Annotated in this window: 14 protein-coding genes; 11 read left to right on the top strand and 3 right to left on the bottom strand. The window is 67.5% G+C overall.

Annotated features, from left to right (window positions below):
* The first annotated feature begins 515 nt into the window (after nucleotides 1-515).
* Both ACVOLJ_RS04100 and ACVOLJ_RS04095 read left to right on the top strand, forming a co-directional pair.
* Entirely contained in the window at nucleotides 516-1,727 is a 1,212-nt protein-coding gene (locus ACVOLJ_RS04100; RefSeq protein WP_481563524.1) for a hypothetical protein, read from the top strand.
* A gap of 125 nt (nucleotides 1,728-1,852) precedes the next feature.
* Complete coding sequence (locus ACVOLJ_RS04095; protein ID WP_481563523.1) at nucleotides 1,853-4,204, top strand: GH92 family glycosyl hydrolase; 2,352 nt, start codon at nucleotides 1,853-1,855, stop codon at nucleotides 4,202-4,204.
* Between the two features lie 81 nt (nucleotides 4,205-4,285).
* Here the strand turns inward: ACVOLJ_RS04095 and ACVOLJ_RS04090 are convergent, their stop codons facing one another.
* Nucleotides 4,286-5,029: an SDR family oxidoreductase gene (locus ACVOLJ_RS04090; protein ID WP_475278925.1), complete on the bottom strand. Its 744-nt coding sequence runs from the start codon at nucleotides 5,027-5,029 to the stop codon at nucleotides 4,286-4,288.
* A 104-nt stretch (nucleotides 5,030-5,133) separates the two neighbouring features.
* Here ACVOLJ_RS04090 and ACVOLJ_RS04085 point away from each other — a divergent pair, with 104 nt between their 5' ends.
* Nucleotides 5,134-6,027, top strand: a complete 894-nt coding sequence (locus ACVOLJ_RS04085; RefSeq protein ID WP_481563522.1) for a LysR family transcriptional regulator — start codon at nucleotides 5,134-5,136, stop codon at nucleotides 6,025-6,027.
* A 36-nt stretch (nucleotides 6,028-6,063) separates the two neighbouring features.
* Here ACVOLJ_RS04085 and ACVOLJ_RS04080 read toward each other — a convergent pair whose 3' ends face one another.
* On the bottom strand, nucleotides 6,064-6,540 hold the full coding sequence (locus ACVOLJ_RS04080) for a MerC domain-containing protein (RefSeq protein ID WP_481563521.1): 477 nt from the start codon (nucleotides 6,538-6,540) through the stop codon (nucleotides 6,064-6,066).
* Nucleotides 6,541-6,573: 33 nt separating this feature from the next.
* On the opposite strand from ACVOLJ_RS04080, the gene ACVOLJ_RS04075 reads away from it, so the two are divergent.
* The 8 genes from ACVOLJ_RS04075 to ACVOLJ_RS04040 all read left to right on the top strand — a co-directional run bounded on the left by ACVOLJ_RS04075 (nucleotide 6,574) and on the right by ACVOLJ_RS04040 (nucleotide 13,205).
* Entirely contained in the window at nucleotides 6,574-7,122 is a 549-nt protein-coding gene (locus ACVOLJ_RS04075; protein ID WP_475278922.1) for a ZrgA family zinc uptake protein, read from the top strand.
* Nucleotides 7,119-7,814 (top strand): ATP-binding cassette domain-containing protein, encoded by a 696-nt coding sequence (locus tag ACVOLJ_RS04070; protein ID WP_475278921.1) that lies wholly within the window; start codon nucleotides 7,119-7,121, stop codon nucleotides 7,812-7,814. Before ACVOLJ_RS04075 ends, ACVOLJ_RS04070 begins: the two co-directional genes overlap by 4 nt.
* Nucleotides 7,807-9,060 carry an ABC transporter permease gene (locus ACVOLJ_RS04065; protein ID WP_481563520.1) on the top strand — a complete coding sequence of 418 codons (1,254 nt, stop codon included), beginning with the start codon at nucleotides 7,807-7,809 and terminating at the stop codon, nucleotides 9,058-9,060. The genes ACVOLJ_RS04070 and ACVOLJ_RS04065 overlap by 8 nt, the downstream gene beginning before the upstream one ends.
* On the top strand, nucleotides 9,057-9,614 hold the full coding sequence (locus ACVOLJ_RS04060; RefSeq protein WP_481563519.1) for a DUF3299 domain-containing protein: 558 nt from the start codon (nucleotides 9,057-9,059) through the stop codon (nucleotides 9,612-9,614). The genes ACVOLJ_RS04065 and ACVOLJ_RS04060 overlap by 4 nt, the downstream gene beginning before the upstream one ends.
* Nucleotides 9,604-10,239, top strand: a complete 636-nt coding sequence (locus ACVOLJ_RS04055; protein ID WP_481563518.1) for a DUF3299 domain-containing protein — start codon at nucleotides 9,604-9,606, stop codon at nucleotides 10,237-10,239. Before ACVOLJ_RS04060 ends, ACVOLJ_RS04055 begins: the two co-directional genes overlap by 11 nt.
* Entirely contained in the window at nucleotides 10,239-10,988 is a 750-nt protein-coding gene (locus tag ACVOLJ_RS04050; RefSeq protein ID WP_481563517.1) for a hypothetical protein, read from the top strand. Before ACVOLJ_RS04055 ends, ACVOLJ_RS04050 begins: the two co-directional genes overlap by 1 nt.
* 103 nt (nucleotides 10,989-11,091) lie before the next feature.
* On the top strand, nucleotides 11,092-12,624 hold the full coding sequence (locus tag ACVOLJ_RS04045) for an MFS transporter (RefSeq protein ID WP_481563516.1): 1,533 nt from the start codon (nucleotides 11,092-11,094) through the stop codon (nucleotides 12,622-12,624).
* A 5-nt stretch (nucleotides 12,625-12,629) separates the two neighbouring features.
* Nucleotides 12,630-13,205: a TetR/AcrR family transcriptional regulator gene (locus ACVOLJ_RS04040; RefSeq protein ID WP_481563515.1), complete on the top strand. Its 576-nt coding sequence runs from the start codon at nucleotides 12,630-12,632 to the stop codon at nucleotides 13,203-13,205.
* 70 nt (nucleotides 13,206-13,275) lie between these two features.
* Here the strand turns inward: ACVOLJ_RS04040 and ACVOLJ_RS04035 are convergent, their stop codons facing one another.
* Complete coding sequence (locus tag ACVOLJ_RS04035; protein ID WP_475278914.1) at nucleotides 13,276-14,166, bottom strand: AraC family transcriptional regulator; 891 nt, start codon at nucleotides 14,164-14,166, stop codon at nucleotides 13,276-13,278.
* Nucleotides 14,167-14,266: the final 100 nt, after the last annotated feature.

Genomic DNA, 14,266 nt, shown 5'->3' with positions numbered 1-14,266 from the left:
GCGGCCGCCGCGCACCGCCCGCCGTAGTCACGGCAAGCAGCTCCAGTAATTCATTTCCGGGGTTCCAATCCCGGCAGCGGTCGTCCCGCTGCGTGGCCATCCTGCGCACGTCACAGTCTCGATTTCCACACGACGTCTCTGTTGCAGCGCTCGTCTGCTGGCCGCCGGCGGGGGCTGTGGTGGTTCGATCTCACCTGAGTGTCTCCAATCGCGATATGTGACGTCATCAACGGCCCTTCCGATGTCGCCAACGGTTCCAAAAGGATCGCAAGCGGGCTCTGCGGTTTCCATACAACTGCTTGCACTTCTGCCAGGCCGTATACGTCAGGGGACATGCCTTGGGCGGCACGCTCGCAGCCCCGGGCGGGCCGTGCCGGGATGCGGTATAACGGCGGGGCCGGCGCCGGGGAAGGCGTCGGAATCGAACCCGCAGGACCGTTGTCTGCCGTTGCAACTGCATCGATGGGCGGCTTGCCGCGCCCATCTGTCGATCATTGGACGAACAGGGGGTAACGATGAACAGGTTTCTGATCAACATGGTGATGCTTGCCGCGACGCTCGTGGTCAGCACCGCACACGCCGCCAACGTGGTGTACCCGGACGAGCAGAGGGAGCAGGCACCCGATGCCATTTTCCTCGACCGCGCCGGCGATCTGTATCCGCCGTTCGGCGTGCCGGTTGATACCGCAGCGATGCTGACCCTCGACCCGGACGTGGGTGCCGTAGCGCCACTGGAAGTGGTGACGCTCCGTGGCATGTACCGATGGCAGGCCAGTACCGGCAAGCCCGGATGGAAGAAGCTGCTTACGCATGCGCAGGTTGAAGGCAGCAGCGATTTCGACCGTGATTGGGAGGCGGTGCAGGACGCGCTGCGAAGGACGGTAGTGAAGCAGTTGAATGCACAGAAGGGCGCGGACGTACTGTTGGTGGTGCACGGGTTCAACAACGATTTCCCCAAGGCCAACGCTTGGCTGGCGCCTTTCGAAAAGGCGGTATTGGCGGACTACCCGCAGGTACGCAGCACCCGCGTGTATTGGGATGGTCTGCTGGGAAACGACGCCGGCATCGGCATCTGGGGCGAGGCCCAGTACAACGGCCCGCGCGTCGGGCAACAGCTGCGCCGTGTGCTGAATCAGCTGGATGCAGACCTGCGGGTGAGGATATTCACCCACAGCTCCGGGGCCTACGTGGTGACCAACGCACTTGGCGATGGCAGTCACAGCTATCGCGGCTTCGAGGGATCTCCGCAGTTGAAGGAGCGCGCGGGGGCGCTTGATGGCGCCTATGCCGTACCCAGGAACATTGTTGACCTGCGGGTCGCCATGTTGATTCCGGCGCAGCCACTGAGCGCCTTCGACGGTTTTGCTAAGGGCGCGAAAGGCGCTGTGCCGGCACGCTTGATCCTCGGCACCAGTCCGCGTGACAGCGCGACCACCAAGCTGGGCGTGTCATGCGCCATCGGCGGGAACACCTGCATGGCCGTGCGCACCGCCGAAGCATTTCAATGGTCGCGCAAGGCCCTCGCACCTCAGGCCGGGCAACTGATGGTGATCGGCTTCCCGGTGCCGGCAAAAGGCCACCACGAGCACGGCGTGGAGTGGTACATGAAGGACCAGGAGCAATGGCAGGCACTGCTCGGCCAGTTGTTGGGCGATGCCAATGGATGCCCGGTGATCGGCAAGACCTGGTGCCAGGCCAGTGATGGAAAGGAGCTGGCAGCCCGCTGATGATTCGGCCCGCTCTGTCGCCGCATCCTTCGCTCGGCAGGGCGGGTCGTCATGCATGACCGCAGCGCAGCATGCGACACCGCCAGCCCGGTGCTAGCATTCGACCACCACCTGAATCGATCCAAATGCCGATGCCCACGCTGGAACGTCGTCTCCTGATCGCTGTCGCCGCCACCGCGATGTTCGCCTCCGGCCTGGCCTCGGCCGCTCCTGCCAAGACCGCCGCCGATGCGGCCTACGCCTCGGTCGATCCGTTCATCGGCACCGGTGGCGAGGGCCACACCTATCCCGGTGCAACGGTGCCGTTCGGCATGGTCCAGCTCAGCCCGGATACGCGCATCCAGCCGCGTGAGAAGGCCTATGGCTGGGCCGCCGGCTACCGCTACGACGACAGCAGCATCGTCGGTTTCTCGCATACGCATTTTTCCGGCACCGGCCATTCCGATCTGGGCGACATCCTGGTCATGCCATTCACCGGCAACCCGGGGCTGGAACGTGGCGATCCGGACAAGCCACGCAGCGGTTACGCCTCGCGTTTCCGCCACGATGATGAAAAGGCCGAGCCCGGTTACTACGCTGTCACCCTGGACGACTACAAGGTGCGCGCCGAGCTGACCACCAGCGCCCGCGTGGGCGTGCACCGCTACGCGTTCCCCCGCGGGGCCGAGGCCAAAGTGCTGCTGGACATGCGCACCAGCATGTACGACTACCCGGGCAAGATCCTGTGGTCGCGGGTGCGCGTGCGCAACGATGGCACCGTCACCGGCTTCCGCGAAACGCGTGGCTGGGCGCCAGGCCGCCAGGTGTTCTTCGCCATGCGTTTCTCGCGGCCGCTGGCTGGCCACGAGCTGCACAGCACCGAGAAGGACATCGCCTACAAGGGGTTCCCGCCGCCGGGCGAGAAGGATCCGGCGCAGCGCGCCCAGATCGAAGGCAAGCAGCTGGTCGGCACCTTCAACTTCGGCAAGCTGGACGCGCCGCTGGTGGTGAAGGTGGCCATTTCTCCGGTCAGTGAGGCCGGCGCCATCGCCAACCTCGACGCGGAGGTGGCCGATTTCGATTTCGACCGCGTGCGTGCACAGGCCAGGCAGCAATGGAGGCAGGCGCTGTCGGTGCTGGATATCGAGGCCCCCGAGCACGCCCGCCGCAGCGCCTACACCGCGCTGTACCACACCCTGTTGGGGCCGACGCTGTTCATGGATGCCGACGGCCAGTACCGCGGCTCGGACAACGCGGTGCACCAGGCCAAGGGCTACACCAACTATTCCACGTTCTCGCTGTGGGATACCTACCGTGCGCTGCACCCGCTGCTGACCCTGGTGCAGCCGGAGCAGCGCAACAGCGATTTCGTCAATTCGATGCTGGCCCATCACGAGCACAGCCCCTACGGCATGCTGCCGGTGTGGTCGTTCCACGGCCTGGAAGACTGGTGCATGATCGGCTACCACGCGGTGCCGGTCATCGCCGATGCCTACGTCAAGGGCATCCGCGGTTTCGATGCCGACAAGGCGCTGAAGGCCATGGTGGAGACTGCCAACTACGGTCCCTACGATGGCATCGCCCAGTATCGCGAGCTCGGCTACGTGCCGATCGACGAGGAAGGCGAGGCGGCCAGCAAGACGCTGGAATACGCCTTCGACGACTGGACCATTGCGCGCATGGCGCAGGCGATGGGCAGGACCGAGGTGGCCGCGACCTTCGACAAGCGTGCCGGCAACTGGCGCAACGCCTTCGACAAGGACACCGGCTTCATGCGCGCGCGCAAGCGCGATGGCAGTTTCCGCACGCCGTTCGATCCCAGCGCCAGCGGCTACGGCACCGACTACACCGAAGGCAACGCGTGGCAGTACTCGTGGTACGTGCCGCAGGATGTGGCCGGCCTGGCCGCAGTGCATGGTGGCAGCGACAAGCTGCTGGCGCGCCTGGATGAAGTGTTCAATGCCAAGGTCGACCCGTCCATCTTCGAGCACATGGAAGACATCACCGGCCTGATCGGCTGGTATGCGCACGGCAACGAGCCCAGTCATCACGTGGCCTACCTGTATTCGTATGCCGGGCAGCCGTGGCGCACCCAGGCCCGGCTGAAGCAGATCATGGACACCCAGTACGCCGACCGTCCCGATGGCCTGGCCGGCAACGATGACGTCGGCCAGATGTCGGCGTGGTACGTGTTCACCGCGCTGGGCTTCTATCCGGTGGCGCCGGGCTCGGGCGAGTACATCCTGGGCCGTCCGTTCCTGCCGAGGACCGCGATGCGCCTGCCCAACGGCAAGACCTTCACCATCGTGGCCGACGGATTGGACGACAGGCATACCTACGTGGGCAGCGTGAGCTTGAACGGCAAGCCGTTGCAGCGCACGTTCCTGCGCCATGACGAGATCCTGGCCGGCGGCGAACTGCGCTTCACTATGCAGGCCGAGCCGAACAAGGACTGGCCGGGGCAGGGCGCGCAGGCCCCGTATTCGATGTCGCGGTAACACCTACGGTAACGCCGGGCCATGCCCGGCGGCTGATGGACGGCGCCCACCAAGGTGGGCGACTACCGTTGGCATGTTGACCTACACCATCCCACCATTGGCCCGCAGCACCTGGCCATTGATCCAGCCGCCATCGGCACCGGCCAGGAACGCCACCGCGCCGGCGATGTCTTCCGGCGTACCCAGCCGCTCCAGCGGATTCATCTTCGCCAGCCGATCGATCAGTTCCGGCGACTTCCCGTCCAGGAACAGATCGGTGGCGGTGGGCCCCGGGGCGACTGCATTGACCGTGATGCCGCGCCCGCGCAGTTCCTTGCTGAGGATCGCGCCCATCGTCTCCACCGCTGCCTTGCTGGCGGCATACACGCTGTAGTTTTCCAGCTTGATGCCGACCACGCTGGTGGACAGGGTGACGATGCGGCCGCCGTCGCGCAGGCGCCTGGCGCTTTCGCGCAGCACATGGAATGCGCCTTTGAGGTTGATGTCGATCACCCGCTGGAACAGCGCGTCATCGCTGTCGGCCAGCGCGGCCAGCTGCAGCACGCCGGCGCTGTTGACCACCACGTCGATGCCACCGAAGCGGGCGTCGATGGCGTCGAACAGCATGCGCAGCGCCTGCGGATCGGCCACGTCGGCCTGCAGGGCGATCGCCTGGCCACCACTGGCAGTGAGTTCGGCGGCCAGCGCCTCGGCGTCATCGCGGCGGCCGGCGTAGTTGATCACCACGGCGTGACCGTCGGCCGCCAGCCGTCGTGAAATGGCGGCGCCGATGCCGCGCGAGCCACCCGTGACCAGGGCGATGCGTTGGGGGGCGGGAGTGGTCATGATCGGTTCCGGTGGCGCGCCGGGGTGGCGTGGGAGCAGGATCGTCGATTCGCAGGTCCGGATAATCATGGATAATCCGCCAACATCATCCGGATCACCGAACAATGGACCGATTCACCGCTATGCGCGCGTTCGTCCGCATCGTCGAGCGCCGCAGCTTCACCCGTGCCTCGGAAGACCTGGGCCTGCCGCGGGCCACGGTGACTGATGCCATCAAGGCGCTGGAGCAACGGCTGGGTGTGCGCCTGCTGCACCGGACCACCCGTCTGGTGGTGCCGACCCTGGAGGGCGAGGCGTTCTACGGGCGCTGCCTGCGCCTGATCGCCGACCTGGACGACGCCGAGGCCGCGTTCCGTGACGCGCCGCCGCGCGGGCCGCTGCGCATCGAGGTGCACGGCACGCTGGGTCGCCTGCTGCTGTTTCCGCACCTGCCCGGGTTCCTGCAGCGCTATCCGGAAGTGGAACTGGAGATCAGCGAGGGCGACCGCTATGTGGACCTGCTGCGCGAAGGCGTGGATGCCGCGCTGCGGGTCGGCACCCTGGCCGACAGTGATCTGGCTGCGCGACGCCTGGCGATGCTGCCCGAAGTGACGGTCGCCGCGCCGGCGTATGTGCAGCTACACGGGCAGCCGGACAGCATCGAGGCGCTGCAGCACGGCCACCAGATGATCGGCTACCGCTCCAGTGCGACCGGGCAGGTCATCCCGCTTGAGTTCCAGCAGGGTGCGCAGGTGCGCCATGTCGTGTTGCCGACGCGCCTGCGCGTGTCCGGCGCCGATGCGTTTCTCGGCGCCGCACTGGCCGGGCTGGGCATCATCCAGGCGCCGCGCTACCGGATGGACCCTTACATCGCCGCAGGCGGACTGCTTGAACTGTTGCCAGGCACACCGCCCACGCCCAGCCCGTTGAGCCTGGTCTACCCGCGCAACCGCACGCCGTCGCCGCGGCTGCGGGTGTTCATCGACTGGGTAGCCGAGGTATTCGACGCCCACCGGTAGCGCCGGACCATCCCCGGGGTTTTCCGCGCACCTGCCTCAGCGCCGCAGCCGCAGCACCTGGCGGTTGCGCAGATGTGCGATTGCCAGCAACAGGCCTCCGCTGGTGGTTGCAACGGCGTGCCAGAGCAGTGATTCCCGCAGCGGGGCATGGATCGAAGCGCCCAGCAGCAGCGCCGCACCGGCCATCGCCAGGTGTTGCGGAAGCCGCTGCCGGTGCCGTTTCCTGCCGGCGGTGGTGCTGGTGATCGCCACCGCAGAGGCGAGCAGCGCGAACAGCCATTCCCAGCGTGACATCAGCAGCAGCGTGGTCATCAGCCCATGCGCGGGATGCCGGAACGAACGCAGCGCCATCATCGCCGCCGGCAGCACATCCAGCAGCAGGGGCAGGGCAACGCAATGCGCGGCACAGGCCAGCGACAGCCAGGCACCTGCCAGGTCGACACGGGGATGCCAGCGTGCCGAAGCTGGCGGCTGGGCGGGGGCCCTTGCGGGCGAGGTCGGGATGTGGTCCATAATGTTACATAGTAACAATTAAGGGTCGTCCCGATGAAACCTTCTGCCATCCTGCTGCTGCTGTCGGCCGTGCCGGCTGCCCATGCCCACGACGTACGCCATCACGATGCACACGTGCACGGCCAGGCCACCGTCGATGTGGCCGTGGATAACGGAATCGTTGAACTGGCCCTGCGCGCGCCGGGGATCGGCATCCTCGACTTCGAGCGGCCACCGGCAAACGACAGCGAACAGGCCGCGCTGCAGCGTGCACGCGCCATCCTGAAAGGCGGCGCCTGGGTCTCGTTGCCCACCGCTGCGCAGTGCCGACTGCAGAACGCCGTGGCCAGCGCCGATGGCTTTGCGGCCACCGCCACCACGGCCACCGCGGCCAACGCAGAGCCGAATCCGCATGCCCATGCCGGTTTCACGGCGGCGTTGCACTACCGTTGTGCCAACCCGGCGGCATTGCGGGCGCTGGTGATTCCGCTGCCGACACTGTTCCCGGGCCTGCATGAGGTGATCGTCAACACCGCTGCCGCCAGCGGGCAAGGCCGCAGCGTGGTCACCGCCGACAACCTGCGGATTCCGCTGGCGCCATGAACGAGGCAGCCATCATCGACCTGCAGGACGTGCGGTTCGGCTATGCGCGAAGCGCGGTGCTGGACGTGCCGCAGCTGCAGATCGGTACAGGCCGCAGCGTGCTGCTGCGCGGTGCCAGCGGTTCGGGCAAGAGCACGCTGCTGGGCCTGCTGGCCGGCATCCTGCTGCCTGCCAGCGGCAGCATCCGCATTGCCGGCCATGCGGTGGATACGCTGGGCGCGGCCGCGCGCGATCGCTTCCGTGCCGATCAGCTGGGTGTGATCTTCCAGCAGTTCAACCTGCTGCCGTTCCTGAGCGTGCGCGACAACATCGCGTTGGGCGTGCGTTTCTCGCCGTTGCGCAGGGCACGCATCGAGGGGGGCGTGGATGCGGAGATCGCGCGCCTGCTGCAGGCGCTGCAACTGGACAGCGGGCTGATGCGGCGCGCTGCAGGCACGCTCAGCGTTGGGCAGCAACAGCGCGTTGCCGCGGCCCGGGCGCTGATCGGCCGGCCGGCGGTGCTGCTGGCCGATGAACCGACCTCCGCGCTGGACCCTGAAGCGGCCAGCGCCTTCCTGCAGTTGATGCATGCACAGTGCCGCGCCGCCGGCACCACCGCGCTGGTGGTCAGCCACGATGATCGCCTGCAGCCGCTGTTCGACCAGGTGCTGTCGCTGGACGCGCTCAACCGCAGCGGAGGCGCAGATGCTTGAGTTGGCCTGGGCCAGCCTGCGCAGCCGCGCCCTGAGCGTGAGCCTGACTGTGCTGGTCATCAGCCTGAGCGTGATCCTGCTGCTGGGCGTGGAGCGTGTGCGCGCGCAGGCCCACGAGGGTTTTGCCAGCACCGTATCGGGCACCGATCTGATCGTGGGCGCACGCTCCGGGCCGGTCAACCTGCTGCTGTACTCGGTGTTCCATATCGGCGACCCGACCAACAACGTGTCCTGGCAGTCCTACCAGCAACTGTCGGCGCTGCCACAGGTGAAGTGGGCGGTGCCGTTGTCACTGGGCGATTCCTGGCGCGGCTACCGGGTGATCGGCACCACCGCCGGCTACTTCCAGCACTACCGGCATGGTGCCGGTCATGCCCTGGCATTCGCACAGGGCGCCGCGTTCGACGACCTGTACGACGCGGTGGTCGGGGCCGACGTGGCGCAGGCGGCGAAGGTCGGAATGGGCGCGGAGATCGTGCTGGCCCACGGCACCGGCGCAGTGACGCTGGCGCGGCATGCCGACAAGCCGTTCCGGGTGGTCGGCATCCTGCAGCGCACCGGCACGCCGGTCGATTCATCGGTGCTGGTATCGCTGCCGGCGATCGAGGCGATCCATGTCGACTGGCGTTCCGGCGTGCAGCTTCGCGGCCAGCACGTCAGCGCCGACCAGGCGCGCCAGCTCGACCTGACGCCGACCAGCATCACCGCGTTCATGCTCGGACTGAATTCGCGCATCGCCACGTTCGGTGTGCAGCGCACGATCAACGACTACCCGGACGAAGCGCTGCAGGCGATCCTGCCCGGGGTGACCCTGCAGCAGCTGTGGCAGTCACTGGGTACTGCCGAACGTGCACTGCAGCTGATCAGTGCAATGGTGGTGCTGCTGGGCATGGTGTCATTGATGGCGCTGCTGGTGTCTACCCTGCAGGAGCGCCGCCGGGAGATGGCGGTGCTGCGTGCGACAGGTGCGCGCCCGGCCTATGTCGCCTGCCTGCTGGTGGTTGAAGCAGTGGCCACCGCAGCGGTGGCCTGTGTGCTGGCGCTGGCGGTGCTGAGCCTGGCCAGCATGGCAGGGCGCGGCTGGGCGCTGGCCACGTTCGGATTGTCGATCACCCATGTGTGGCCCGATGCGCGCGAACTTGCGTGGGTGGGGGCCGTGCTGCTGGTGAGCGCGCTGGCCGGGCTGCTGCCCGCGCTGCTGGCGTACAGGCGAACGCTGGCCGACGGCCTGGCACCGGCAGCATGAGCAGGCGCATGCTGCCGGGGTTGATCGGAGTGCTGATGCTTGCGGCCTGCACGCGGCCGACAGACACCGGCGTGCAGGCACTGCCGCCATCGCCGGTCCACGACGCTGCAGATGCGGAACGTGCGCCGGAACAGGAGCTGGACTGGCTGCAGATGCTGCCTGGCGACGAACTGGCCGCGCTCGAGCGGGGCGACGGTCCGCAGGTGCAGCACAGCGGTGAACGGCGCATGGCCCAGTTCGGCACCTTCCGTACGGTGGATGCGGTGCTGGGGCGTGCGGTCCGCCTGCCGGGCTACGTCGTGCCGCTGGCCAACGCGCCGGACGGGCAACTGATCGAGTTCCTGTTCGTGCCGTACTACGGTGCGTGCATCCACGTGCCACCGCCGCCGCCGAACCAGATCGTGCACGTACGGCTGCCTCGGCCGATTGCCATGCCGGACATGTACGCACCATTCTTCCTTGCCGGTGTGCTGCGTGCCGAACGGGTGGACGATGCTCTGGCCGGTTCGGCCTACACCATGGGTGACGCAACGTTGAGGCCCTATGAACCCTAGCGTGCTCGTTTCCGCCTGCGCATTGCTGTGCGCGCTGCTGGCCGGCTGTGGCAGGGCCGGGGTGGACACGGCATCGCAACGGGCAGGCGGTGCATCGGTTGGGCCGTCATCGTCGGCCGCCGATGCGCCGCTCACCCGCTGGGATGCGCTGATGCCCGAGGCTGACAGTTTCCAGCGTGCGCCGCCGCAGATCGGCGTGTCACGCGGCAGCGGCATGGGCAGCGTCGGCGGCCTGATGGACGACAGCGGCTCCGGTTCGCTGCCGGGCCAAGCGATCGATCATTCCAGCCCGCTGCGTGCGCAGCAGTTCGGCTCAGCAGCGGTGGTCGAGGCGGTTGACGGCCGGGTGGTGGACCTGGATGGCTACGTGGTGCCGCTGGGCATCAACGATGCCGGGCAGGTGGACGAGGCATTGTTCGTGCCGTTCTACGGTGCGTGCATCCATGTGCCACCGCCACCGCCGAACCAGATCATCCACCTGACCCTGACTGCGCCGATCACGCTGGGTGCGCTGTGGGACCCGTATCGGCTGTCCGGGCGCCTGCGCATAAAGCACTTCGAGGCGGATATCGCCAGCGCCTCCTACGACGCGGCAGCGGCGACGCTGACCGTGATCTCCCGTTGATGCGCCATCGCGCGCGCCTTGCAACGGTGTTGATCCTGCTGTTGGCGGCAGGTGCGGTGGCCGTGGTGTGGCAGCGCGACCGCGCGCCTTCGCGGCCCGCGGTGCCGTTCCCCGCGCCGGGTGCCGGCGCCCAGGCGCGCATTGACGGCCTTCTCGCCGCCGACCCCGACTTCCGCAATGACATCGTGTTCCTGCTGGCAGCCACGCTCCGCGACCGCTGCAGGCCGGCAGAGGCCGGCGTGCTGGCGGGTATGGCCAACCGCGCTTCGCTGCCGGTGCTGATGGCAGTGAGCAGGGTGACTGCGGCAGATGCGAGCCTGGATCGTCCGATCTACCAGTACATCCAGCATCGGGCCGACACCGCCAGGTGTGACCAGCCGTTGCGTCTACCCGGTACCGGTGCCGAGGGGCTGCAGGTGGATGTCGAGCGCTATGCGCGCACGTTCCCCGACAGCTACTTCGATCCGCAGCGCAGCAGCGAGCCGCGCGATTTCGGCGGGCACCCGCTGGCAGAACGCGCGGCCAATGCCTGCAACAGCGTGGTCTATTCGGTACTGCCGCTGGGGGGCGTCGACTGGCGTTGCAGCACGCTGCGCAGCACTGCGCGCGCGCAGGTGCGCAGGCTGTGCGAAGACGAACTGCGACGACAGCATGGGCATCTGCATGGCGAGCTGGATGCCGCCGTGGGGCAGGGCATGCAGGCCCCGGTGGTGAGTGCCATCGGCGCGTTGCCGGCCGAGTGCCGCTAGCGTCAATCCTGCCCAGGCAACCTGAACGGTCGGCGTTTCCGTGCTGTAACTATACAGGACATCCGGTATAGTTATGGCGGTATCTCTCCCCCAGGTTCTCCTCATGGCTCTCTCCCAGCCCTTGGCCGGTGCGCCGGCCCTGTCCCGTGCCCGTCGCTGGGCACTGCTGTTCACCGTTGCCGCCGGCCTGTTGCTGGTCACGCTGGACAACTCGGTGCTGTACACCGCGCTGCCCACGTTGACCGAAGAACTGTCGGCCAGCGCCGCGCAGGCGCTGTGGATCATCAACGCCTATCCGCTGGTGATGGCCGGCCTGCTGCTCGGCGCCGGCACGCTGGGCGACCGTATCGGCCATCGCCGCATGTTCATGATCGGGCTGGTGGTGTTCGGTCTGGCCTCGCTGGCGGCCGCCTTCTCGGCCACCGCCGCGCAGCTGATCGGGGCACGTGCGCTGCTCGCGGTGGGGGCGGCGGCGATGATGCCGGCCACCCTGGCGTTGATCGGTCTGAGCTTCCATGAAGAGCGCGAGCGCAACATCGCCATTGCGATCTGGGGCTCGGTGGCCATCGTCGGCGCCGCGCTGGGCCCGATCATCGGCGGCTGGTTGCTGCAGCACTTCTGGTGGGGCTCGGTGTTCCTGATCAACGTGCCGGTGGTGGTGGCCGCCTTCGTGGCCACCCTGGTGCTGGCGCCGGAGGGCCAGCGCGATACCTCGCGGCCGTGGGATCTGTTGTCTTCGCTGCTGGCACTGGCGGCGCTGTCGGGCCTGGTGCTGGCCATCAAATCGCTGATCGCCACACCGCCGTCGTATGCGCTGGGCGCGGCCGCGCTGCTGCTGGCGGTCATCACCGGTGCGGTATTCATCCGTCGCCAGCAGCAGTTGCCGTATCCGCTGCTGGATTTCGCCATCTTCCGCAATCCGGCCTTCCTGGCCGGCACGTTGTCGGCGGTGTTCACCCTGTTCGCGATTGCTGGCCTGCAGTTGCTCACCACCCAGCGTTTCCAGCTGGTAGCGGGGTTCACTCCGCTGCAGGCCGGCCTGCTGGTGTCAGTGGCGGCAGTGGGCAGCCTGCCCAGCGCGCTGCTGGGTGGCAGCCTGCTGCACCGCGTGGGTCTGCGCCCGCTGATCTGCGGCGGCCTGGCGGCCGGTGCGGTGGGCGTGAGCGTCGTGGCCTTCGGCTTCCCGCATGGCCTGGGCTGGGTGGTGGCCGGCATGGCGATCACCGGCGTCGGCATGGGTGCAGCGATTTCGGTGGCGTCCACGGCCATCCTCAACAACGTGCCGCAGCATCGTGCCGGCATGGCGTCGTCGGTGGAAGAAGTGTCCTATGAATTCGGCGGGCTGCTGGCGGTGGCCGTGCTGGGCAGCCTGAGTGCTGCGATGTACACCGCCTTCCTGCCTGCCTCGGCAGACATGCCGGCGATGGCGCGCGATGGTTTCACCCAGGCGCTGCACATGGCACGCGAGGGCGGGCAGGGCGACTGGTTCGCGCTGGCAACGGCCGCCTATGATCGCGGCTACCAGATCGTGCTGCTGGTGATCGCGGCGGTGCTGGCCGCCGGTGCAGTGCTGATCCTGCGGCTGCTGCGCGGGCGCGTGGGCGGCCGCGAGGGTGCGGCCGATCGCGTAAAATAAGCGCCATGAGAACCAGCAAGCGCGACCGCATCCTTGCCGCCGCCGTCAACGTGATCAATCGTGACGGCGTGCGAGCGGTGACTTTCGAGTCGGTGGCGGCCGAGTCCGGGCTGACCCGTGGCGGCCTGCTGTACCACTTCCCGTCGCGTGAAGCGCTGCTGCGCGGCATCGACGAACATCTGGTACAGAACTGGGAAGCCTCGATGGAGGCGCTGCTGGGCAAGCCCGCGGCCGAGGCCAGCGCGTTGGAGCGCTACCGCACCTTTGTGCAGGTATCGGCGCAGAGTGCCACCCGTGCCGAGCTGATGTTCATGCTGGAATCGGTGGACGCGGAGGCCGGCGAACGGCCCTGGGGGCCTGCGGTGAAGCGCTGGGCACCGTCGGCTCCGGCGGAGGGTGCGCATGACCCGGCCGCATTGGACAATTTCGTGGCGCGGCTGGCCGCCGATGGCCTGTGGATCTACGAGGCCATGTACGAAGGGCAACTGGATGACAGCGTGCGTGCCCAGGTGGCCGAACGCATCGCCGGCCTGTTGTCGAATACCGACGGGATGGACCCGGTCGGGAAACCGCTTGCGTAGAGTCGACCGTCAGTCGACTGATCTTCGCGAAAGTCCCGCACTGCGTGCGATGGTCGACCCACAGTCGACCCTACCCAGTCGACCCTTGCCGGCTCGCCAGCCATGCCCGTGGCGATAGCCCGAGCCGCTTGCGGAACGCTTTGGACAGCGACGCTGTATCGGCAAAGCCCGCTTCAATGGCCACCTGCTTGACCGCAACGCCTGCACGCAGCTGAGCGCAGGCCAGGCTCAACCGCCAATCCTGCAGATAGCTGGCCGGCGTGGTCTGCATCACGTCCTTGAAGGTCGCAGCGAATGCACTGCGTGACATGCCGGCGAGGGCGGCCATGTCCGGCAGCGTCCATGCCTGTTGCGGGCGCTGCTGCAGCGCCACCAGCGTGCGTGCCAGACGCGCGTCGGACAGGCCACGCATCAGCCCGTGGCTGACGCCCGCAGCATCGGGATGATCGACCACCCAGCGCAGCACCTGGATCAACGCGACCTCGAACAGCCGGTTGGTCAGCAGGCGCGAGCCGCATCGCTGGCGGTCGGCCTCGGCGAACAGCAACTGCAGCGTGTCGCCCAGTTCGCCGATTGCGGCCAGCGGCACCACCATCACCGGCGGCAGCGACTGCACGACCGGGTTGCGCGCACCGCCGTCGAAATCCAGCGTGGCGCAGGTGAAGTCCGGCCCGTCCAGCGGCGCGTTGACGAAGACATGGTGCAACGGCTGCGGGTACAGCAGCAGGCTTGGCACATCAATCTTCAGCAGTGCAGGCGCAGTGCCGGCGTCCGGATGGCGGACCTCCATCTGCCCCCGCCGCAGGATGTGCAGGAACGCACGCCCTGGCTGGGGTTCGAACACGTGCCGCCCGCACAGCGGCCCGGAGTGGAACAGCGCGGCCTGCACCCGGAAGCGCTCGAGCAGGCTCGAGAGCCGGTCGGGCGGATGCTGAGTGGTGGTGGCATCTGCGTCAGTCATGGACGAATGGACATCAATAGAGGCTTATATGGCCATATTAGTCCTGTCATTCTGTCCAGAATAGCCCTGTCGTCCAATCCCGGGCGCTATTCCAAGGAGC

This window comes from Stenotrophomonas sp. STEN046, assembly GCF_056759755.1.
Note: the sequence above shows the minus strand (reverse complement) of the source record. Positions and strands in the feature narration are given on the sequence as shown.